The organism is Lacibacterium aquatile (assembly GCF_042683105.1).
In the GTDB taxonomy this organism is placed as follows: domain Bacteria; phylum Pseudomonadota; class Alphaproteobacteria; order Elsterales; family Elsteraceae; genus Lacibacterium; species Lacibacterium aquatile.
In genome coordinates, this window is the sequence record NZ_JBHUIP010000003.1 from 383,141 (window position 1) to 403,091 (window position 19,951).

Sequence of the window (19,951 nt, forward strand, 5' to 3'; positions counted from 1 at the left end):
CAATGGTGGGAGATGGGTGCCAAAAACGTCCTTGGGACGTATCTTGGCACCCTCTCGACCTTATTTGAAGAAGCGAGCGGCTTCTTCGCGGGTGACCGTAGCGGTCACCGAGTAGTAGGCGGGCTTGCCCTTAGTCTGTTCGGCAGCCTGCTTCACGTTCGATGCGTCGATGAAGGGGATCGGGATATAGATGGCATTGCCATAGACGCCGCCGAAGATCCCGTCCTTGAACTGCTTACCCTGCAGCTTGTGGACCGCGACGTTGAGGGCCGAAGCCATAACACCCGGCGGGTTCACCGAAGCGCCCGACTTGTAGTTCTTCTCGACCCACTGACCCAGGAAGTCGGCGCGGATTTCACCGGTTGCGGTGATGTCGGCGCGGTTGGCTTCATTGATCGAGCGCCAGGCACCGGCAGCCATGCCGTCCTGCACCATCACGCCGTTGATCTGCGGATAGGTTGCCAGCAGGGTCTTCATGGTCTGCTGACCCTTGGCCTGATCCCAATCGGCGTTGGTTTCGTTCAGAATCTTGATATCCGGATATTTCTTGAAGACTTCCTGATAGCCTTCGATGCGGCGCAGGTTGGCCGGATGACCAGCAAAACCATTGATAGCAACGACATTGCCCTTGCCGTTCAGCGACTTTGCCAGCCATTCGGCGGCCTGGGCCGACCAGGCCTTCTGGTCGATACCGACATAGATCGCGTCCTTGGAGGACACTTCGGCGTCGGTCGAGATGACCAGGATGTTCTTGGCTGCAGCTTGACGGAAGACCGGGTCGAAGGCAGTCGGGCTGTTCGGGTTGATGATGATCGCATCGACGCCCTGATTAACGAAGTTGCGCACCTGGGCGATCTGGCCCTGCACGTCGACGTCCGAGGACTGCACGATAGTTTCGATCGTGACGCCTTCGCCGGCCCATGCCTTGGCAGCGGCGACGGCTTCGTCGATCATCTGGGTGCGCCATTCGGAGCCGACCCAGCCATTGGAAAGACCAATGGTGAATTTCTTGCCCTGCGCCTGCGCGCCGCCTGCAACTGCCAGCGCCATCAAGGACGCAGCACCAACCAGAAGTGACCGTCTCAGCATGGGTTTCCTCCTCCAGGGGAATTAAGCGCAGCGCCGTTCAGTCGGCGTCTAGCTGAGATAGATGTAAACGGTTACATGGCGGTCGACAAGGGCGGAAAACCGACTTTTCCACCCATCATATTGCTGCAATTGCGTTGTTAGCGTTATCAATTCCCTGGTTCCGTCTGTTGCGGTGCAGTGAAGTCATCTGAAATTTTCTTGGAATCCCGACGGAGGGTCCGCCAGACGGAAATTTCGCGCGGCTGGGCCAGCAATTCGGGCAGGGCCGCATGATAGGCTTTGCGGTAGGGGCGGTGGATTTCGACCGCCAGCACGGCGTCATGGTCGGCCCAGCTTTCCAGCAGAAGCAGTCGGTCGGGATTGTCGGGCGATTCGCTCACATGGGCGTCCAGGAAGTCCGTTTCATGGCGCATGGCATCCAGAACAGGATGCAGAAGCGATAGAAACAGGGGCTTGGCGCCGGGATTCAGCGTGAATGTGATGAGGTAAGTGACTGCCATCGAAGCCTCCATTCTTGGAACCTGGCTTCTTTCTGACAGCGGGACGGAGGTCCGTCGATTACGCGGCGGGTAATGCTTCTGCTTAGCGGGCAGCCCAGGCTGCGTTCGTTACCTGATCGAGCAGGGCTGCTACGGTGCCATCCGCCTGCATCGCGCGCGCTGCCTCCAGCACCGCCAAGGTTGCTGGGGCGTTGCGGTTCTCCTCGGCCACGGCCAGCCGGAACGGCATGCTGCCGAGGACCAATCGGTCACCCAATTTATCGGTCAATTGCGCTTCCCGCGCCTGGCCTACCAGAGTCACCTGACTGCCAACCAGAGCGTCCAGCCTGCCGCTGGCCAGCATCCGCAACCCCAACACGCTGTCGGAGACATCGACCCGCGGTAGCCGAGGGTCGGCGAGCATCGGCGAACCATAGTTGGTTCCAAGCAGCATCCCTACCCCTTGGGGGAGGGTGTAAAGATCGTCGAAGCGGCGGATCTGTTGACCCTGTCGCCGCCCGATTGCGAGCAGCGGTACGCTTAAGAGTTCGCCCAGGATGGCGACGCCCGGCTCTGACGGGCGGGATAGCAGCGTGAAATAGGCTTGCCCGCGTCGAAGCCGGTCACCAAGGCGGGGGATGGGAACCGTTTCGTGCTGAAGCATTACGCCAGATCGCTCAGCCAGGGTGGCAATCAGCATGGGCATCAGGCATGGGGCGCCGGTCGTCTGTTTTTCGCAGGACCAGCCGTATTGATCGTAAATATCGAAAATAAGCGGTTGTGCCGCTCCGGCAGTGCCGGTCAGTCCCAGAATTAGGCCGATAGCTCCCCAAAAGCGCATTTTTCCCTCCCTCCAGATCATGAGGTGAATCGCGCCTTAATTATGGGTTTAAGGATACGGCAGATTGCCAAAAAACCGAAATGAAAAGCGAGTTTAATGGTGTTGAGTGTAAATATTCAGGAATGGATTTTTGTTTTATTATTTAAGTATAAAAAGTGGTTTAAATTCCGTAATCACCAATATCATTTATTAAAATTTGAAGATTCGCTTTCGTTGTTTTGTGTGAATTTGGTTGTTTCCCCGAGATTATATTAATTATCCTGGCATGGTTATCGTCAGGGACGGCGCGCGCCGGGAGATTGGTCCCGAAATCGCGTAAATAGGACAATGCACTGAGGGTGAATCTTCAGTTGTATCGTCGGGCGCTGTCACAATCTTGTGACGGGGGCGTTGCTGCCGTAGCAGTTATAAGTAAAGGATGGGTAGTTGCTCTTTTAGCGATGAGGGGGGACAGAAATGGGCGCACGGCAGTCTATTGACCAACCAACTCTCGACGAAATGCTTGCGGATCCGATTGTCGGTCAGGTGATGGCCAGCGACCGGGTGACCGAGGCAGAGCTTCGCAGCTTGCTGCGCCGGGTCGCCGTGCATAGATGGGCTGCCTCTAGACCATCAACGGATCTGCCCGCCGTCGCTTAAAGACGAACGAGCTTGAGCCAAAGGAAAAGCGGTAGCCGCTGCCAGCGAGCCATGTCCGGCGGTAAATTTGGAGCGATTGCTGGTCTGGGTTCGCGCAGCCCGGTGATAGCAAGCCCCGCCTGTGTGAAGGCTTCAGCATAGGCTTCGAGCGGCTGCGACCAGCCGGCGAAATCCATGGTGAGCCCATTGCGTGTTTCCGAGCCTTCGAACCGCTCGCGCCCGAAGTAGCTTCCCTCGACCACGAAGGGAGCATCCACGTCTTTGCCAGCAAAGCGCCCGCGATCCACAAAGGGATGAACCAGGGAGACGATAGCGTGACCGCGTGGTTTGAGAACACGCGCAATTTCCCGCACGGTTCCGGGGACATCCTCCACATCCATCAGCATATTGTAGGCCACGACGAGATCAAACTGATTGTCCGTAACCGGCAGATCGGCAGCATCAGCCAGCAAATAGTTCTTCGCAGACAGGGCCTGCTGAGCTGCTTCCAGCATCGTCGGTACGATATCGCTGGCGGTGACGCGCCAGCCGAGATCTGTTAACTCCCGAGAGATTCGGCCTTCGCCACAGCCAAGGTCCAAGGCATCTCCGCTGCCTGACCCGACAAAGCGTCGAAATCATCGCGATAGGCCCAGAAAGCGTCATGGCCGGGTTTGCGTGCCCACGGCGTCCATTGCTCGGCGACGCGGCTCCAGTGCTGACGATCTGGCTTCTGTTCCATCCCGACTGCCTAGCAAGATCAAGCGGGTGGCTTCAAGTCCCCGAGGATGGTCGGGATCAATTCCGATACCGTGGGGTGAATCGGCACCGCCCATTGCAGGGTGGGGTATGGCGTACCCGCATGCATCGCGCCGATGATGCCGTGGATGGCCTCATCCCCTTCAATGCCGAGGAAGGCGGCGCCCAGGAGCTGTTGGGTTTCCGCATCGGCGACGATCTTGATGAACCCCTTGGTTTCGCCCCGTTCGATGGCGCGGCCGACCCGGCTCATGGGACGTTTGGAGACCAGAACCGGACGCCCGGAGGCAATGGCCTCGCGTTCGCTCAAACCGACGCGTCCCAGGGGAGGGTCGATATAGAGGGCATAGGCCGGGATACGCTGACTGACTTTTCGGTCGTCTCCGTCCAGCAGATTGGCGGCCACAATCTCGAAATCATTATAGGCGGTATGGGTGAAGGCGCCGCGCCCATTGCAGTCGCCCAGGGCATAGACGCCTGGAACAGTGGTCTCCAGGCGATCATCGACGGTGATATAGCCGCGGGCATCGGTCGCAATACCAGCGGCCTCCAATCCCAGATCGTCGGTATTGGGCCTGCGCCCGACGGCCAACAGCAGGTGGGAGCCGGTAATCCTACCCTGCGCCGTTGTGACCGCGACCCCGCTGTCGGCCTTGGCGAAACTCAAATCACCGGCGGTCGTCAGCACCGTGATGCCTTCGGCTTGCAGGATGTCGGAAATGGCGTCGGAGATATCCTCATCCTCACGCCCGACGAGACGGGGGCCGCGTTCGATCACCGTCACCTCGGCCCCGAAACGCCGATACATCTGGGCAAACTCCAGGCCGATATAGCTGCCGCCGATGATCACCAGATGGGACGGAAGTTCGTCGAGTTGGAGGATGGTCGAGGATGTGAGATAGGGGATCTCAGACAGGCCCGGCATATCGGGGATGGACGTGCGGCCGCCGACATTGATGAAGATGTGATCGGCTTCCAGCTTTTCCCCATTTACCAGCAGGCTATGGGCTGAGGTGAAGCGCGCGTGGCCTTCGATCAGGCGCAACCCCTCCATCCCACCGAGCCAGCCTGCGACATTGCCGCGCGCGGTCTGGATTATCTGATCGGCACGGGCTTTGACAGTCGGCATGTCGATGCTGATCGGGCCGGGCAAGGTGACGCCATAGGCGCCGCCGGTGCGGGCCACATGGGCGGCCCGGGCGCTGGCGACCAGGGCCTTGGTCGGCATGCAGCCGACATTGACGCAGGTGCCGCCGAGAAATTTCCGTTCGATCAGCGCAACCTTCCGTCCGGCAGCGGTCAGCCGCCCGGCAAGCGACGGACCGGCTTGGCCGCCGCCGATGATGATGGCGTCGAAGCGGCTCATCGCACGGCCAGGATCAAAAGCAGAGCGCCGCCGACGGCGATCAGATCCTCGGTGAGGGCGGCGGGAAGATCGCGCCCGAAGGCGGCGGCCAATTTCGCCCGCCCGGCAGCGCCTGCAAATGTTCCGATCGCAGCGCCGAGCACGCCAGCCATGATCCCGAAGACCAGGGGTAGGCCGCCGCCGGTAGCAAAAGCAGCGCCCGCCAGACCCCCCAGCACGATCCGGGTGCCGAACTGCACCGGCACTTTGCGGCTGGGGGTCGATGGCAACTGATCGCCAATCAATTCCAGCACGGCAAGGCCGGTGAATATATAAGGCGTCCATTTATAACCGAGGAAAGCGAGCCAACTGCCGCTCAAGTCGAGCCAACCGAGCGCTGCAGCCCAACTGACGGCGGCGGGGGCGGTAAAGGCGCGCAAACCGGCGATGACCCCGATAAGCAGCGCAGACGCGAGCGGGATGAACATTCTTCAAAGCCTCGAGCGGTGGAGTTCCTGGAGTGGTGAGATGACTCTATCGGAGGCGGCGTGGGATTTCTTGAAGGATACGCCCCTCTCGTCACGCTTCAGGCTAGGCGGTTCGCCTAGGCCAATGACTAGCCGTCAAGCCGAATAGATCGAATCCGACCCTGGCGGCATGATGTCCTTGCGAACATGATCCTCCCAAACTCGAGGCCCGCTTCTGGCGGGCCTTTTTTCATGCGGACGGATACCAACCTGATTGCCCGTGCCAGCTGCGGCAAAAGCGCCGAAGCCGGAAAAGAAGCGCCTTTCCAAAGGCAAAGGCGACTAAGATGATGGCCCTTCGATTCGTCGAGGGGCTGTTGCTTTCACGTGGTCCAAAAACTTATCTTTGCGTCGATGGGAACCTTGGGCTTTGTCTTGAGTATATCTCTACGACGGGCTGCATCGCCCCTTTGGGGAGGTGCGGCACATCTGCAACAGAGTGGGGAAACTGGCGCGTATGACGGGTTTGAACGGGGTAAACACCGATTCACGCCTTGCCGTTGCCTCATTTGAACGAGTAGATAAGCCACGGATTAGCTTCTCACACGATCACTTCGAAGGCGCCCTGACGGTGCCGTATGAAGAAAGAAGGGGGAATCAAGAATGAAGACTACAAAGCTGCTCGGGGCCCTTGCCGGTCTCGCTCTTCTTTCGGGTTGTGGTGCGCTGGATGTTCAGGAACTGCGCGGCACGACCGCACCGGCTGCCGGCACGCCCTTCACGAAGGCGCTGAGCCAGGAATATCGTTCGGTCACGCTTTTCGAAGCTGACAAGATGAATGACTGGATCGACGCTTACACGTTTGCGGCCAAGGGCCTTGCTGCTGCTCGCGGCGAGAACGTCCTGCCGGAAACCACGGACCGCTGGAACCTTCCGGCTGCCAAGAAGACTGAGCTGGACGGCGCCCGCGCTGACCTGCTGAAGGCTCTTGATGGTTCGAGCCGCACCTCGAAGCCCGCTGTCGCCGCTAAGGCGCAGGTGGCGTTCGACTGCTGGGTCGAGCAGGAAGAGGAAGGCTGGCAGCTGAACGACATCGCTGCTTGTAAGGGTATCTTCAAGAACGCGATGGCCGAACTGACCGGTCCGGTTGCTCAGCCGGGTCCGGCGCCGGTGACTGCACCGATCGCCGCCAAGAACTACATCATCTACTTCGCCTGGGACAGCGCCCGTATGGACGCCGCCGGCATGCGCGTTGTTGATGAAGCGGCTGCTGAAGCCAAGACCACCGGCACCTCGCGCCTGACCATCGTCGGCCATGCCGACCGTTCGGGTACTCCGGAATACAATACCCGCCTGTCGCTCCGCCGCGCTGACGCTGTCCGCGCTGCTCTGGCAGCCAAGGGTATCGCTTCCGAGCGTCTGTCGGTCACCGCACTTGGTGAAACCGAACCGGCAGTCCCGACCGCCGACGGTGTCCGCGAAGCGCGTAACCGCCGTGTCGAACTGACGATCCGCTAATCCCGGGTCAGATCGACTAAGCCTTGAACCGGCGTCTTCCGAAAGGAAGGCGCCGGTTTCATTTTGGGGGAGCCAGCTAGCGAGAGCCAGCTAGCGAGAGATCGTCCGTCGCGCCGCGATCTTCGGAGCAATCAGACGATAGGCGCCGAAGCCACCCGCCAGGATCAGCAGGCTTAAGACCAGGCTGCCTTCGTTGAAGACCGCATAGGCCAGTCCGCAGAGGACGATGGCACAGATCAGCAGAGGCGCCGACAGGCTGCGCCAGGACCAGGCGAAGGCAAGGCAGACAAGACTGTTGCCGATCAGCCACCAGCGCGACGCGCCTCCGATGGAAAAATCGAGCGGCCAGGGGAAATAGATCAGCGCATAGCCCCGCATGACTGACAAAGCGTCCGCGCCCATATGCAGGGCAAAGCCCGCTGCAAGGCCCGCAATGGCATCGCCGCGCCAGGTCCCACGGGAGGCTGGGGTCAGCAGCAGTGCCGGGATCAGGGCCGAATGGGTCAGGATCGAGCGGTGATTGAGGATCGAGCGCAGGGACTGGTCGACATCGGGCAGATATAGCCCCAGCGCCAGGGCGGGTAGGAAAGCGAAGATGCGGATCATTGAGCCTGGGTCACGAGAGGGATAAGGTGCGCCTATGTATAGCGCGACCACTGAACACATCACCGTTACCGTGCAGCCGATCTATTTGGCAGAGCAATCTTCGCCGGACGAGGGCCGTTACGTCTGGGCCTATCACGTGCGCATCCATAACGAAGGGACGCAGACGGTCCAGTTGCGCTCGCGCTATTGGCAGATCACGGACGCTTTGGGGCGCGTGCAGGAAGTGCGCGGGCCGGGTGTTGTCGGCGAACAGCCGGTGCTGAAGCCCGGCGAGGAATTCGAATATACCTCCGGCACGCCGCTGCCGACGCCGAGCGGCATCATGGTCGGCAGCTATACGATGGAACGGATAAACGGTACGGAAGCCGAGGCGTTCGAGATCGCGATCCCGGCCTTTTCCCTCGATAGCCCCCACGGCGCGGTGCGTCTCAATTAAAAGACGGGCAACGTGCCTTAACTGAGGCCAAGGGCAGGACAAAGCTTGACAGTGAGCTCTCGCGGGCCAATTGAAAGAGGACCAGCGCGGTCCGATAAGCGAGATCGCCGTTAACGACACCCGTGTGAAACGGGCTGTCATTGCCAGGATGTCGCCAAGTGAGCAACCCAACCGCCAAGCCTACCCGCGCCGAAGCCGAAGCTGCGGTGCGCACCCTTCTGCAATGGGCGGGCGATGACCCCTCGCGCGAAGGGTTGCAGGATACCCCCTCGCGCGTCGTGCGCGCTTACGAGGAATGGTTCGGCGGCTACGACACCGACCCCTATGAAATGCTGAGCCGAACCTTCGAGGAAACCGAAGGCTACGACGAGATTGTGTTGCTGCGTGATATTCAGTTCGAAAGCTATTGCGAGCACCATGTGGCGCCGATCATCGGCCGCGCCCATGTCGCCTATCTGCCACGTAACCGCGTCGTCGGTATTTCCAAGCTGGCGCGCGTGGTCGAAGCTTATGCCAAACGGCTGCAGATCCAGGAAAAAATGACCGCGCAGATCGCCAATGTCATTCAGGAAGTCCTTAATCCGCGCGGCGTCGCGGTCATCATCGATGCCCAGCACCAGTGCATGACGACGCGCGGCATTCATAAGTCTGGCGTTGGCATGGTGACCTCGCGCATGCTGGGGTCGTTCCGCGACGACGCGAATACGCGCCGCGAACTTCTGGCGCTGATCGGCAATCCCTCCTCCTGATCGGTGGTCCTGGCTTCCAAGCGGGGAGGGCGAGGTTTTACCGGTGGCTGAAACTTACTCTTCCCGCGCCCTGATCGACCGTCTGATCGGTTTTCCGACCGTTTCGGCGGATAGCAACCTCGATCTCATCGATTTTGCCCGCACCTATCTGGAAAGCTGGGGCGCAGAGATCCGGCTGACCCGGGATGCGAGTGGCAAGAAAGCCAATCTGTTCGCGACCCTGCCGGGGCATGCCAGCGGCATGAACGGCGGGCTCGTGCTCTCCGGCCATACCGACGTGGTGCCGGTGGTTGGGCAGGCCTGGACCAGCGATCCCTTCAAGGTGACCGAAAAGAACGGTCGTCTCTATGGGCGCGGCGCCTGTGACATGAAGAGTTTCTGCGCCATCGCCCTCGCCATGGTGCCGGAAATCATCGCCCAGAAGCTGCCCTATCCGGTGCATCTGGCTTTTTCCTATGACGAGGAAGTCGGCTGCCTGGGCGCCGCCGACATGATCGCCGATATCGTGAAGGTCGGGATCAAGCCGCGGTTTGCGGTCATTGGCGAGCCGACCTTGATGCAGGTCGTGAACGCCCATAAGGGCTGCGCCTGCTATCAGACCCATGTGCGCGGCGTGCCGGTGCATTCTTCCCAGCCCCATCGCGGGGCCTCGGCCATCTTCACCGCCGCCCGTATCGTCGGCGCGATCGAGGAAGAAGCCAAGCGGGCCAAGGAACGGGCGCGGGAGGGCTATGACTTCGATCCGCCCTATACCACGATCAACTGCAATATGATCGAGGGCGGCACCGCCTTTAACATCATCCCCCAGGACGCCGTCCTGTCGTGGGAATTCCGTCTCGCGCCCTGGGACGATGCCTCCAGCATCACCGGGCCGATCCAGCGCTATATCGAAACCGAGGCGATGCCGCGTCTGCGCGCCGAACATCCCGACGCCGATATCTGGACCGAAGCCATCTGCGCCATCCCGCCGCTGCGCCCCGATGCTGCCTCGACCCTGGAGCCGCTGGCCCTGGCGGTCTCGGGCAACAACCGCGCCCTCCAGGTTGCCTATGGCGCCGAAGCGGGTCTGTTCCAGCAGGCCGGGATCGATTCGATCATCTGCGGTCCTGGCTCCATCGATCAGGCCCATCAGGCCGATGAATGGATCGATATCGATCAGATCGGCCAATGCGAGGTTTTCCTGCGCAATCTGACCGCTCGCCTTGCTGCGTGAAGACGACAAGCCCTGGCAGCCCCTGATACCGGCGGAAGTGGATGCGCTCTTCGCGGGCGCCTCCTTCCCCTGGTGGCTGGCGGGTGGTTACGCCATCGAGCGGGCGGTGGGCCGGGCTTTCCGGGCGCATGAGGATATCGACGTCATGGTCCTGCACCGGGATCATGCGGCGTTGCGCCTGATGCTCGCCGATTGGGACTGCTGGATGGCCGATCCGCCCGGTACCTTGCGCCCCTGGGCCGTGGGCGAGGCGGTGCCGCCCGATGTCCATGACGTCTGGTGCCGCCGCACGCCGAGCGATCCCTGGGCCTTGCAGGTGATGTTCGACGGCGCCGAGGGCGATACGCTGGTGACGCGGCGCGATCCGAGAGTACGGCTGCCTCTGTCAGCTCTGGGTAGCGACCATTGCCTACCGCCCGAGGTGCAGCTTTTCTACAAGGCAAAGGGAGTGCGGGAGAAGGATCAGGCTGATTTCGAGGCGGCGTTGCCGGTGCTCGGCGAGGAGCAGCGGAAATGGCTGAGCGAGGTTATCATTACTGCCCATGGCGACGGGCATGTGTGGCTTGGTGCTCTAAATCGCCGTCATCCCGGACTTGATCCGGGATCTCGTGTAGGCGGACCGCGTCGAAAGGATGGACGGAGGTTTGCCACACAAGATCCCGGATCAGGTCCGGGATGACGAGAGTCTTTTGAGCCGCTCTAGAGGAGCCTTCGTGTCAAGTTTGGGGCCACAGCCTCATTTGAAGGGGGCTAAACTCCTAAGCGTGCCCGACTTCAGCCGACAGCATGCCGACGTCGATGCCGAGTTTGGCGATGGCGCGGTGCCATTTTGTGTCCATATCGGCGTCGAACAGCAGCGTGTCGTCGCTCTCGACCGATAGCCAGGCGTTCTGCTGGATCTCGTCATCCAGCTGCCCTGGCGCCCATCCGGCATAGCCGAGGGCCAGCAGGCAGTTCTTCGGCCCCTTGCCTTCGGCGACCGCGCGCAGGATATCGACGGTCGAGGTGAGGGCGATCTCTTCGGACACCAGGAGCGAGCTTTCCTCGGTGCGGTCGGTGGAATGCAGCACGAAGCCCCGGCGCGGCTCGACCGGGCCGCCGTAGTTCACCCGGCGGTCGTCGATCTTGACGGCGGTCGGGATCTCCAGCTGCGTCAATAATTCGCCGTAGGTCATCTTTCCGGCGTATTGATTGACGATCAACCCCATCGCACCTTCGTCGGTATGCGCGCAGATATAGACGAGGGACCGGGCAAAGGGCTTTGCCGACATGCGGGGCATGGCGATCAGAAACTGGCCGGTGAGATAGGGGCTGGTGGAGGTCTTCATTCCGCGCTAAGTCGCCTTTATCTAAGGGCTGGTGAGTTCATAGTGGAAGATGGGGATGGGCGTGGCAATCGTGAAGCGGCTTCGGGCAATACTTGTGACGTTTATGTCGCTGGTCACGCTTCCGGTTTTTGCAGCCTCCTCCCCCTGGGTCGGTGACAATAATGCCGCTGTCCGGCTGATTTCCGCCGTCGATGCGGTGGGGAGCGCCGGGCGTATCGACCTGGGGCTCGAATTCCGCTTCGCCCCCGGTTGGCACGGCTATTGGCGCTCGCCGGGTGAAGCCGGATTGCCGCCGACCGCCGATTGGAGTGCCTCGCGCAATCTCACGTCGGCCTTTCTGGCCTTTCCGGCGCCCGAGCGGGCAAGTCTCTTAGGCATCGAAACCTTTGCCTACAGCAAAGCGGTTGTCATGCCGGTAACGGCAACGCTGGAGACGCCCGGCGTGGCAGTCGAGGCGGTGGTGACCGTCGATTACCTCGCCTGCGCTGAAATCTGTGTGCCTTATCAGGCGGAATTGCGGCTTGCTCTTTCCGATGGGGTGGTGGGGCCGTCGAAAGAAGCGGCTCGTCTGGGGGAATTCACCCGCTTGGTGCCGGGGCCGCTGGAGGCCTATGGCCTGGGGTTGCAGTCGGTTGTCGTCGGTCGCGATGGTGGGGTCGACAAGCTTGAAGTGCGGATCGCAGGGGGGCGTCTATCGAACCCGGATCTGATCCTGGAAGCACCCAGCAACATTGGCGGCACGGTGCCGGTGATGCGGCGCGATGGTGAGGACACCGTGCTGACTTTGGCACTCAAAGGTGGGACGGCGGCCGATCTTGTGGGCAAGCCCATCACTCTGACGCTAATCGATGGCGAGACGCTTGCCGAGATCAGCGCCCTGCCGGTGGAAGGGCCAGTCGGCAGTCCGCCCGATTGGACGGGCCTGATCGCGATAGCGCTGCTGGGCGGGCTGATCCTCAATCTGATGCCCTGCGTGCTGCCGGTGCTGTCCCTGAAACTGCTGTCGGTGGTCGGCGCGGCATCCGAGGGCGCGGGGGCAGTCCGGCGCGGGTTCCTCGCCACATCGGCGGGCATCTTGGTGAGTTTTCTGGCGCTGGCGGGGGCCGTCATCGGCCTTAAAGCGGCGGGCTTGAGCGTCGGATGGGGCATCCAGTTCCAGCAGCCGGTTTTCCTGGCCGGAATGGCGGCGCTGGTGACCCTGTTCACGGCATCCCTGTTCGGCTGGGTCGAGATCCTGCTGCCCGCCCGCCTTGCCGGGCTTGGCGGCGCGCGGGCGAAGAACCCGCTGCTGGACCAGTTCCTGACCGGCGTGGTAGCGACGCTGCTCGCAACACCCTGCAGTGCGCCTTTCGTCGGTACCGCTGTCGGCTTTGCGATGGCGGGCAGTTCGGGCGAGACCTTGACGATCTTTACCGCGCTGGCGGTCGGTTTCGCCGCGCCCTATCTGCTGGTGGCGGCTGTTCCGGCCTTGGCTCGACTGATGCCACGTCCTGGCCGTTGGATGCTGACCTTGCGTGTGATCCTCGGGTTTGGGTTGCTGGGCACGGCGGTGTGGCTGGTGAGCGTGCTGTTCGCGACGGCAGGCGGCCCGGCGGCTTTGGCCGTGGCCGGTGCGCTGGTCGTGGCCGGATTTGCCCTGAAGTTCCGCCTTCATCTGGCGGCGGTGCTGGCTTTGGTCTTTGCCTTCTTAGGGCCGCTGGCTCTGCCCCCGGTTGCGGTGACCACCCGCCCTGATGCCCTCTGGCAGCCCTGGAGTGCGGCTGCAGTGGCGCCGCTGGTCGCCGAGGGCCGCGTGGTGCTGGTCGATGTCACCGCCGACTGGTGCCTGACCTGCAAGGTCAATAAGGCGGCGGTGCTGGACCGCGGCGCGGTTGCCGCCAAGCTGGCGAGCGGCGAGATCCTGGGCCTCAAGGCTGACTGGACCCGACCCGATCCGGCCATCTCGGCCTTCCTGGCCCAGCACGGGCGTTATGGTATTCCCTTCAATATCGTCTATGGCCCTGGGGCACCAGGCGGTATCACGCTGCCGGAGCTGCTGACCGAGGGGGCGGTCATCGATGCCCTTTCGCGCGCAGCGGCACCTCGCTAAAGTCACGCCACCTAAACTCGGGAGAATCGAAAAATGACCATCGCTAAGGGCGACAAGATCCCCGCAGGCAAACTGCGCACCCTCACCGCTGACGGCCCCAAGGACATCACGACCGATGAGATTTTCGCGGGCAAGACCGTGGTTCTGTTCGGCCTGCCGGGCGCTTTCACGCCGACCTGCTCCGCCAAGCATCTGCCGGGCTTCATCGAGAAATTCGACGCGTTGAAGGCCAAGGGCGTCGATACCATCGCTTGTGTTTCAGTCAATGATGCCTTTGTCATGGGCGCTTGGGGTAAGTCGCAGGACGCTGGGGACAAGGTTCTGATGCTGGCGGACGGCAATGCAGACTTCGCCAAGTCCCTTGGACTCGATGCCGATTTCTCGGCCTATGGCATGGGAACCCGTTCCAAGCGCTTCTCGCTGGTCGCCAAGGATGGCGTCGTGACGGAAGTGAATGTGGAAGCCCAGGGCGCCTTTGAAGTTTCCACGGCAGACCACGTGCTGGGGCAGCTTTAAGCCTTTCTTGCGACAAGGGGGCCCAAAAGCCCCCTTGTAATACGAAAAATCCGAACGGATATAAGGGCTTGCCCCTTGACTGTGGGCTCACTCATCGTCACGCTCTAGGCCAGTTGGAGCGTATGCTCTGGGGCCGGGGAGGCAATCTGTGACCAAGTCCGAATTGATCATGCGTCTGGCATCGATGAATCCGCACCTGTACCAACGGGACGTGGAGCGCATCGTGTCGACGATTTTCGACGAGATTGCCGGTGCTCTGTCGCGCGGTGACCGTGTCGAGCTGCGCGGTTTTGGTGCTTTTTCGGTCAAGCGCCGGGAATCGCGTGTCGGGCGTAACCCGCGCACCGGTGCAGCCGTCTCGGTCGATGAAAAGGCCGTGCCTTTCTTCAAGACAGGTAAGCAGTTGCGCGACCGGCTCAACGGCGGCGTCGATACCGGCGACGACGATTAAGCGGCCGCCATGCGCCGCCTTTCGCTTCTCATCACCCTGCCGCTGACCCTGGTCTGCATTATCTTTGCAGTGGCCAACCGTCAGCCTGTGACCATCGACCTTTGGCCCTTTGCGCTGGCAGTGGAGACTCCCGCTTTTGTATTGGTGCTGGGGACGCTGTTCCTGGGGTTGCTGTGCGGTGCCGGACTTAGCTGGATCCCGCTGTTGAACTGGCGCACCCGTGCCAAAGCGCGCGAAAAGAAGATTTCCAAGCTGGAGCAGGAGCTGGCGGTCGCCAAGCCCACCGTTCCAGCGACCAAGCCCTAAAGGCGTTCTTCCATGAAGATGATTGACGCGGCCACCCTGCGCCGCCAGTTGACCTATCCGGCTCTTATTGATGCGCTCGATGCAGCCTTCTGTGCCGATGTGACGGTGCCGGTACGCCATCATCATACCGTCCCGGTGCCGGGCGGGTCTGATGCGACGCTGCTGCTGATGCCCGCCTGGACCAGCGGGCGCCATATCGGCGTGAAGATGGTCAATGTCTTCCCCGATAATGGCGCACGCTCGCTGCCGTCGGTCATGGGGGTCTACCTGCTGTTCTCCGGGGAAACCGGGGCGCCGCTCGCGCTGATGGATGGGCCGATGCTGACCGTTCGGCGTACGGCTGCCGCTTCAGCCCTGGCCTCGCGGTATCTTTCGCGCCCCGATGCCGCCACGCTGGCGATGGTGGGGACGGGCGCGCTGGCGCCGCATCTGATCGAAGCCCATGCCGCCGTGCGCCCTTTGAAAAAGATCATTCTGGTCGGTCGCAGTGAAGATAAAGCCTGCGCCCTGCGCGACAGTCTGCCCAAGATGCCGGGCGTCTCGTTTGAGGTGACGACGGATGGCGAAGCGGCAGTTGCGGCGGCGGATATCGTCAGCTGCGCCACGCTGTCGCGCGATCCGGTGGTGAAGGGCGATTGGCTGAAGCCGGGCGCGCATCTGGATCTTGTGGGCGGCTTTACCCCGGAGATGCGCGAGACGGATGATGCCGCGATCCGGCGGGCGTCGGTCTTCTGCGACACGCGGGCTGGCGCGACCAAGGAGGCAGGCGATCTGGTGCAGCCGCTGGCAAGCGGCGTGCTGACACAGGAGGCGATCCGGGGCGATCTGTTCGATCTGGCACGCAAGAAGGTCGGCGGGCGTCGGTCGGCGGACGAGATTACGCTGTTCAAATCGGTCGGCACGGCGCTGGAAGATCTGGCTGCGGCCGAACTGGCGGTCCAGGTGAGCCGATGAGCAAACCCAAGGTCATCGTTATCGGGGCAGGCATCATGGGCCTCGCGACCGCTTGGCAGCTTGCCAAGAAGGGCGCGAATGTCACGGTGCTCGAGCAGAGCGCTGTTCCCAATCCCGTTGGCTCTTCGGTCGATGATCACCGGCTGATCCGTTACCCCTATGGCGATAAGCCCGGCTTTGTCGCCATGGTCCGGCAGGCTTTTGGCGCCTGGGACGAGATGTGGGCGGACCTGGGCGAGCGACACTACCACGAGAGCGGCACCTTGGTTTTTGGCGGCCCGAATACGCCGCGTGCCAAGGTACAGGCCGATGTGCTGGCGACCCAGGGCATCGATGTCGAATGGTTGTCGCCCGCGCAGTTGGTTCGGGACTATCCGCTGCTGATGCTGGATGATCTCGACGGCGGGTTCCGGTTGCCGACCGGCGGTACCCTGCGTTGTGGACGCATCGTGGCGGCTCTGTATCGTCACCTGACTTTCCAGGGCATGGATATCCGCCCATTTACCCAGGTGAAGGATGTCGATCCGGTAACGGCGAGCGTGACGCTGGCCGATGGCAGCAAGCTCACGGCCGATAAGATCGTCATTGCCGCCGGGGCCTGGTTGACCAAGCTGCTGCCGGATATGGCCAGCCGGGTGACGCCATCGCGCCAGATCGTGATTTATGTGCGCCCGCCTGCCGGAACGGCCGATGCCTGGCGCAAGATGCCCTGCCTGCTGGATATCGATGGCGGCAACAACGGCTTCTATCTGGTGCCGCCCACGCCGGGGACGGGCCTGAAGATCGGTGATCATATCTTCTCGCGCCAGGGTGACCCCAGCGCGGAGCGAATTGTGGCTAAGGCCGAAGCCCAGGCGATCCTGGATAAATGCGCCGGGCGTTTCCGCAATCACGGCGATTATCGGATCATCGAAGGCAAGGCTTGCTTCTATACGGTGGAGCCTGACGAGAAGCTGCTGATCGAGGCGCGGGACAAGGCGCTGATCCTGTCGCCTTGCTCCGGCCACGGCTTCAAGTTCGGCTCGATCGTCGGTACGCGCGCTGCCGATGTGGTGATGGGCGCAGCGGATGCAGAGCAGGTACGCCGTTGGGCGACCGGCGAAGCCCCCTGACAGCCGTGTTACGATCTGCTATAGCAGCGGCATGATCCGAACCCCGCACCTCTATTGCGCCCTCGACACTGTCGATCTGGCGCAGGCGACCGACTGGGCTAAGAGCCTTGCCGGGACCATCGACGGCGTAAAGCTGGGCCTGGAATTCTTCTGTGCCCACGGCCCCGCCGGGGTGAAGGCGATCCAGGCTTTTGGCCTGCCGATCTTCCTGGACCTGAAGCTGCACGATATCCCGAACACGGTGGCGGGTGCCCTGCGGGCCGTGGCGCCGCTGGGCGCGCGGGTCATCACGATCCAGGCCTCGGGTGGCGAAGCCATGATGCGGGCTGCCGCCGATGCGATCCAGATCGGCGCCCAGTCTGCCGGTGTGGCTCCCGCCTCCATCGTCGGCGTTACGGTCCTGACCTCTCTTGGTGATGAGGATCTTGTCGCGACCGGACAGCAGGGACCGGCGGCTGCCCAGGTGCAGCGTCTGGCCCAACTGGCGATGGCCTCCAGCCTCGATGGCATCGTCTGTTCTCCCCATGAAGCTGCCGCGATGCGGGCGCTGCTTGGGGAGCGTGCGCTCTTGATTACGCCGGGCATCCGCCCCAGCTTTGCGTCGGCAGGCGATCAAAAGCGCATCATGACTCCCGCCCAGGCCGTCGCGGCCGGGGCCGATATTCTGGTGATCGGACGGCCGATCACTGAAGCTTCCGATCCGCAGGCAGCGGCGGCGGCTTGCCGGGCAGAAATGCTCGGTGCCGCTCGAGCCGCCTGATTCTGACCGTTACAGTAGTTAAGGTGCCGTTGCGATGAACTGGCTCACCAATTTCGTTCGCCCGAAGATCCGTGCCTGGGTTGGCCAGCCTGCCGAAGTGCCGGATAACCTGTGGGTCAAATGCCCCTCCTGCCAGTCGATGATCTTCCATCGCGAGCTGGAAGCCAATCTGCAGGTCTGCACCCACTGCAATTTCCATATGAAGTTCGATGCCCAGAAGCGCCTCGACCTGCTGCTGGACAACGGCTGGGCCCTGGTCGATATGCCCAAGCCTATCGTGGATCCGCTGAAGTTCCGCGATATGAAGCGCTATTCGGATCGCCTTAAGGAAGCCCAGACCAAGACAGGCGAACAGGACGTGCTGAAGGTCGGCAGCGGCACGATCAGCGGCATTCCGGCCGTGGTCGCCGTTTTCAACTTCTCCTTCATGGGCGGATCCATGGGAACGGCCGTGGGCGATGGCCTGCTGGCTGCTGCCCGTGAAGCGGTCAAGAACGAAGCCGCTTTCATCGTCATTCCGGCTTCAGGCGGCGCGCGCATGCAGGAGGGTATCCTGTCCCTGATGCAGATGCCGCGCACGACCATTGCCGTCGATATGGTGAAGGAAGCGGGCCTGCCGTACATCGTGCTGCTCACCGACCCGACCTCCGGCGGTGTCACGGCCAGCTTTGCCATGCTGGGCGATATTCATATTGCCGAACCCGGTGCCCTCATCGCTTTCGCTGGTGCCCGCGTGGTGGAGAACACGATCCGCGAGAAGTTGCCCGAAGGTTTCCAGCGCGCAGAGTTCCTGCTGCAGCACGGCATCCTCGATCTCGTAGTCCCGCGTGCCGAACTGAAGGCCGCGTTGAGCAAGATGTTGCGGGTCCTGATGCGCGGCAAGCCGTCGCCGTCGCTTGAAGCACCGCGCGGCGCGGCAGCCGAGTAGCCAGCCCCATGGCGCTGACAGCGGCAGAACGCTGCGCCGAACTGCTGGAGCGCATGAAGGCGCTCCATCCGCGGGTGATCGACCTGTCGCTGGACCGCATGTATCGCGTGCTGGCGGCGCTCGATAACCCGCAGAAGCGCCTGCCGCCGGTCGTCCATGTCGCCGGGACCAATGGCAAGGGCAGCTTTGTCGCCTATACCCGCGCGATTTTCGAGGCGGCGGGTTACAAGGTTCATGCCTACACCTCGCCCCATCTGGTGCGCTTCAACGAGCGTATCGTGCTGGGCGGCAAGACCATTTCCGACGATGCACTGGCCGATGCGCTGGAGCGGGTGGAGCTGGCGAATGGGGCGGAGCCGATCACCTTCTTTGAAGTGACGACGGCGGCCGCTTTCCTAGCCTTCTCGCAATATCCAGCCGATGTCCTGCTGCTCGAAGTCGGGCTCGGTGGGCGGTTGGATGCGACCAACGTCATTGATGCCCCGCTCATGACGGCGATCACCTCGGTTTCCCTCGATCATCAGCATTATCTGGGCGATGTGCTGGCGGCGATTGCGGGCGAAAAGGCGGGTATCCTGAAGCAGGGCGTGCCGTCCGTCGTCGGTCGCCAGGAATCCGAAGCCCAGTCGGTGATCGATCTTAAGGCGGCGTCTGTCGGGTCGGAACTTGCGACTCTCGGGCGCCAATGGTCTGTCAGCCCCTGTACCGAGGGACTGAAGTACCAGGACGAAAACGGCTGTCTGCTGCTGCCTGTCCCGGCTTTGCCTGGGCCTTACCAGTACGATAATGCCGGGATGGCGGTGGCGGCGGCCCTGCGCCTGCGTAAGAAGTTCCAGCGCCTGTCGGCCCTGTCGATTGCCGAAGGGATGAAGTCCGCTCGTTGGCCCGCTCGCATGCAGCGCCTCAAAAGCGGACCTCTGGTCTCCCTGCTACCCGCCTCGGCCGAACTATGGCTGGACGGTGCGCATAACGCGGGTGCGGGCGAGGCCTTGGCGCCGATGCTGGCGGAGTGGGCGGGGAAAAAGCCGCTGCATGTGGTGCTGGGCATGATCGACAGCAAGGATCCGGCAGGCTTCCTGCGCCCCATCGCGCCCTATATCAGCGAGCTGCGGACAATCGATGTGCCCGGCGAACATGCGGCGATCCCGGCAGAGAAACTGGCGGAGATTGCCCGCGATCTCGATATCAAGAAGACCGCCCGCTCAGGCTCGGTCGCTGAGGCGCTGCGCGAGTTGGCCGATCGGGCCGATGGCAGCCGCATCCTGATCTGCGGTTCGCTGTACCTGGCAGGCCACGTCCTCGCCGAATGTCATCTCTCCACCTGCGATGACGACCCCGTCGAATAACGCTCGCCCGGGGGCACGACCTACGTCGTTGTCTAGAATGC

The 19,951-nt window shown here is 62.2% G+C and carries 23 protein-coding genes; 14 read left to right on the top strand and 9 right to left on the bottom strand.

Annotation, left to right across the window (positions count from 1 at the left end):
- Positions 1-60: 60 nt before the first annotated feature.
- The 7 genes from ACFSM5_RS03790 to ACFSM5_RS03820 all read right to left on the bottom strand — a co-directional run bounded on the left by ACFSM5_RS03790 (position 61) and on the right by ACFSM5_RS03820 (position 5,619).
- Positions 61-1,089 (bottom strand): substrate-binding domain-containing protein, encoded by a 1,029-nt coding sequence (locus tag ACFSM5_RS03790; RefSeq protein WP_379874906.1) that lies wholly within the window; start codon positions 1,087-1,089, stop codon positions 61-63.
- Positions 1,090-1,235: 146 nt separating this feature from the next.
- Positions 1,236-1,589, bottom strand: coding sequence for a putative quinol monooxygenase (locus ACFSM5_RS03795; RefSeq protein ID WP_379874907.1), 354 nt, complete (start codon positions 1,587-1,589; stop codon positions 1,236-1,238).
- Positions 1,590-1,671: 82 nt separating this feature from the next.
- Positions 1,672-2,409 (bottom strand): hypothetical protein, encoded by a 738-nt coding sequence (locus ACFSM5_RS03800; RefSeq protein ID WP_379874908.1) that lies wholly within the window; start codon positions 2,407-2,409, stop codon positions 1,672-1,674.
- 635 nt (positions 2,410-3,044) lie between these two features.
- Positions 3,045-3,629, bottom strand: coding sequence for a class I SAM-dependent methyltransferase (locus tag ACFSM5_RS03805; RefSeq protein WP_379874909.1), 585 nt, complete (start codon positions 3,627-3,629; stop codon positions 3,045-3,047).
- Entirely contained in the window at positions 3,587-3,769 is a 183-nt protein-coding gene (locus ACFSM5_RS03810) for a hypothetical protein (RefSeq protein ID WP_379874910.1), read from the bottom strand. The genes ACFSM5_RS03805 and ACFSM5_RS03810 overlap by 43 nt, the downstream gene beginning before the upstream one ends.
- 18 nt (positions 3,770-3,787) lie before the next feature.
- The gene (locus tag ACFSM5_RS03815) at positions 3,788-5,152 is read right to left on the bottom strand and encodes an FAD-containing oxidoreductase (RefSeq protein ID WP_379874911.1); all 1,365 of its coding nucleotides are present in this window, start codon (positions 5,150-5,152) and stop codon (positions 3,788-3,790) included.
- On the bottom strand, positions 5,149-5,619 hold the full coding sequence (locus tag ACFSM5_RS03820; RefSeq protein WP_379874912.1) for a DUF4126 family protein: 471 nt from the start codon (positions 5,617-5,619) through the stop codon (positions 5,149-5,151). The genes ACFSM5_RS03815 and ACFSM5_RS03820 overlap by 4 nt, the downstream gene beginning before the upstream one ends.
- A gap of 642 nt (positions 5,620-6,261) precedes the next feature.
- Between ACFSM5_RS03820 and ACFSM5_RS03825 the strand changes: the two genes are divergently transcribed.
- Positions 6,262-7,116, top strand: a complete 855-nt coding sequence (locus ACFSM5_RS03825; RefSeq protein WP_379874913.1) for an OmpA family protein — start codon at positions 6,262-6,264, stop codon at positions 7,114-7,116.
- A 90-nt stretch (positions 7,117-7,206) separates the two neighbouring features.
- Here ACFSM5_RS03825 and ACFSM5_RS03830 read toward each other — a convergent pair whose 3' ends face one another.
- Complete coding sequence (locus tag ACFSM5_RS03830) at positions 7,207-7,722, bottom strand: hypothetical protein (protein ID WP_379874914.1); 516 nt, start codon at positions 7,720-7,722, stop codon at positions 7,207-7,209.
- Between the two features lie 34 nt (positions 7,723-7,756).
- Here ACFSM5_RS03830 and apaG point away from each other — a divergent pair, with 34 nt between their 5' ends.
- The 4 genes from apaG to ACFSM5_RS03850 all read left to right on the top strand — a co-directional run bounded on the left by apaG (position 7,757) and on the right by ACFSM5_RS03850 (position 10,799).
- Positions 7,757-8,158: a Co2+/Mg2+ efflux protein ApaG gene (apaG, locus tag ACFSM5_RS03835; RefSeq protein ID WP_379874915.1), complete on the top strand. Its 402-nt coding sequence runs from the start codon at positions 7,757-7,759 to the stop codon at positions 8,156-8,158.
- A 158-nt stretch (positions 8,159-8,316) separates the two neighbouring features.
- Positions 8,317-8,907, top strand: coding sequence for a GTP cyclohydrolase I FolE (gene folE / locus ACFSM5_RS03840; protein WP_379874916.1), 591 nt, complete (start codon positions 8,317-8,319; stop codon positions 8,905-8,907).
- Positions 8,908-8,950: 43 nt separating this feature from the next.
- Positions 8,951-10,120, top strand: coding sequence for an acetylornithine deacetylase (gene argE, locus ACFSM5_RS03845; protein WP_379874917.1), 1,170 nt, complete (start codon positions 8,951-8,953; stop codon positions 10,118-10,120).
- A complete protein-coding gene (locus ACFSM5_RS03850; RefSeq protein ID WP_379874918.1) occupies positions 10,110-10,799 on the top strand; it encodes a nucleotidyltransferase domain-containing protein in 690 nt (229 codons plus the stop codon). Before argE ends, ACFSM5_RS03850 begins: the two co-directional genes overlap by 11 nt.
- A gap of 79 nt (positions 10,800-10,878) precedes the next feature.
- On the opposite strand, the gene ACFSM5_RS03855 is transcribed toward ACFSM5_RS03850, so the two are convergent.
- A complete protein-coding gene (locus tag ACFSM5_RS03855; protein WP_379874919.1) occupies positions 10,879-11,448 on the bottom strand; it encodes a YqgE/AlgH family protein in 570 nt (189 codons plus the stop codon).
- 55 nt (positions 11,449-11,503) lie between these two features.
- On the opposite strand from ACFSM5_RS03855, the gene ACFSM5_RS03860 reads away from it, so the two are divergent.
- From ACFSM5_RS03860 to ACFSM5_RS03900, 9 genes are all read left to right on the top strand, one after another.
- On the top strand, positions 11,504-13,537 hold the full coding sequence (locus ACFSM5_RS03860; protein WP_379874920.1) for a protein-disulfide reductase DsbD family protein: 2,034 nt from the start codon (positions 11,504-11,506) through the stop codon (positions 13,535-13,537).
- 33 nt (positions 13,538-13,570) lie between these two features.
- On the top strand, positions 13,571-14,053 hold the full coding sequence (locus tag ACFSM5_RS03865; protein ID WP_379874921.1) for a peroxiredoxin: 483 nt from the start codon (positions 13,571-13,573) through the stop codon (positions 14,051-14,053).
- A gap of 148 nt (positions 14,054-14,201) precedes the next feature.
- Complete coding sequence (ihfB, locus tag ACFSM5_RS03870) at positions 14,202-14,504, top strand: integration host factor subunit beta (protein WP_379874922.1); 303 nt, start codon at positions 14,202-14,204, stop codon at positions 14,502-14,504.
- Between the two features lie 9 nt (positions 14,505-14,513).
- A complete protein-coding gene (locus tag ACFSM5_RS03875; protein WP_379874923.1) occupies positions 14,514-14,810 on the top strand; it encodes a lipopolysaccharide assembly protein LapA domain-containing protein in 297 nt (98 codons plus the stop codon).
- Positions 14,811-14,822: 12 nt separating this feature from the next.
- Complete coding sequence (gene lhpI / locus ACFSM5_RS03880) at positions 14,823-15,764, top strand: bifunctional Delta(1)-pyrroline-2-carboxylate/Delta(1)-piperideine-2-carboxylate reductase (RefSeq protein WP_379874924.1); 942 nt, start codon at positions 14,823-14,825, stop codon at positions 15,762-15,764.
- Positions 15,761-16,876 (top strand): FAD-dependent oxidoreductase, encoded by a 1,116-nt coding sequence (locus ACFSM5_RS03885; protein WP_379874925.1) that lies wholly within the window; start codon positions 15,761-15,763, stop codon positions 16,874-16,876. The genes lhpI and ACFSM5_RS03885 overlap by 4 nt, the downstream gene beginning before the upstream one ends.
- 31 nt (positions 16,877-16,907) lie before the next feature.
- On the top strand, positions 16,908-17,636 hold the full coding sequence (gene pyrF, locus ACFSM5_RS03890) for an orotidine-5'-phosphate decarboxylase (RefSeq protein WP_379874926.1): 729 nt from the start codon (positions 16,908-16,910) through the stop codon (positions 17,634-17,636).
- A 34-nt stretch (positions 17,637-17,670) separates the two neighbouring features.
- On the top strand, positions 17,671-18,564 hold the full coding sequence (gene accD / locus ACFSM5_RS03895; RefSeq protein WP_379874927.1) for an acetyl-CoA carboxylase, carboxyltransferase subunit beta: 894 nt from the start codon (positions 17,671-17,673) through the stop codon (positions 18,562-18,564).
- Between the two features lie 8 nt (positions 18,565-18,572).
- Positions 18,573-19,910, top strand: a complete 1,338-nt coding sequence (locus ACFSM5_RS03900) for a bifunctional folylpolyglutamate synthase/dihydrofolate synthase (protein ID WP_379874928.1) — start codon at positions 18,573-18,575, stop codon at positions 19,908-19,910.
- The last annotated feature ends 41 nt before the right edge of the window (positions 19,911-19,951 follow it).

Bases quoted from the DNA above. Each gene is read 5' to 3' on its own strand.
- apaG (WP_379874915.1), top strand. From the start codon at position 7,757: ATGTATAGCGCGACCACTGAACACATCACCGTTACCGTGCAGCCGATC.
- ACFSM5_RS03810 (WP_379874910.1), bottom strand. From the start codon at position 3,769: ATGGAACAGAAGCCAGATCGTCAGCACTGGAGCCGCGTCGCCGAGCAA.
- pyrF (WP_379874926.1), top strand. From the start codon at position 16,908: ATGATCCGAACCCCGCACCTCTATTGCGCCCTCGACACTGTCGATCTG.
- ACFSM5_RS03865 (WP_379874921.1), top strand. From the start codon at position 13,571: ATGACCATCGCTAAGGGCGACAAGATCCCCGCAGGCAAACTGCGCACC.
- ACFSM5_RS03800 (WP_379874908.1), bottom strand. From the start codon at position 2,409: ATGCGCTTTTGGGGAGCTATCGGCCTAATTCTGGGACTGACCGGCACT.
- lhpI (WP_379874924.1), top strand. From the start codon at position 14,823: ATGAAGATGATTGACGCGGCCACCCTGCGCCGCCAGTTGACCTATCCG.
- ACFSM5_RS03830 (WP_379874914.1), bottom strand. From the start codon at position 7,722: ATGATCCGCATCTTCGCTTTCCTACCCGCCCTGGCGCTGGGGCTATAT.
- ACFSM5_RS03815 (WP_379874911.1), bottom strand. From the start codon at position 5,152: ATGAGCCGCTTCGACGCCATCATCATCGGCGGCGGCCAAGCCGGTCCG.
- ACFSM5_RS03820 (WP_379874912.1), bottom strand. From the start codon at position 5,619: ATGTTCATCCCGCTCGCGTCTGCGCTGCTTATCGGGGTCATCGCCGGT.
- ACFSM5_RS03885 (WP_379874925.1), top strand. From the start codon at position 15,761: ATGAGCAAACCCAAGGTCATCGTTATCGGGGCAGGCATCATGGGCCTC.
- ACFSM5_RS03900 (WP_379874928.1), top strand. From the start codon at position 18,573: ATGGCGCTGACAGCGGCAGAACGCTGCGCCGAACTGCTGGAGCGCATG.
- ACFSM5_RS03855 (WP_379874919.1), bottom strand. From the start codon at position 11,448: ATGAAGACCTCCACCAGCCCCTATCTCACCGGCCAGTTTCTGATCGCC.
- ACFSM5_RS03875 (WP_379874923.1), top strand. From the start codon at position 14,514: ATGCGCCGCCTTTCGCTTCTCATCACCCTGCCGCTGACCCTGGTCTGC.
- ACFSM5_RS03795 (WP_379874907.1), bottom strand. From the start codon at position 1,589: ATGGCAGTCACTTACCTCATCACATTCACGCTGAATCCCGGCGCCAAG.
- ACFSM5_RS03860 (WP_379874920.1), top strand. From the start codon at position 11,504: ATGGGCGTGGCAATCGTGAAGCGGCTTCGGGCAATACTTGTGACGTTT.
- ACFSM5_RS03790 (WP_379874906.1), bottom strand. From the start codon at position 1,089: ATGCTGAGACGGTCACTTCTGGTTGGTGCTGCGTCCTTGATGGCGCTG.
- ACFSM5_RS03825 (WP_379874913.1), top strand. From the start codon at position 6,262: ATGAAGACTACAAAGCTGCTCGGGGCCCTTGCCGGTCTCGCTCTTCTT.
- accD (WP_379874927.1), top strand. From the start codon at position 17,671: ATGAACTGGCTCACCAATTTCGTTCGCCCGAAGATCCGTGCCTGGGTT.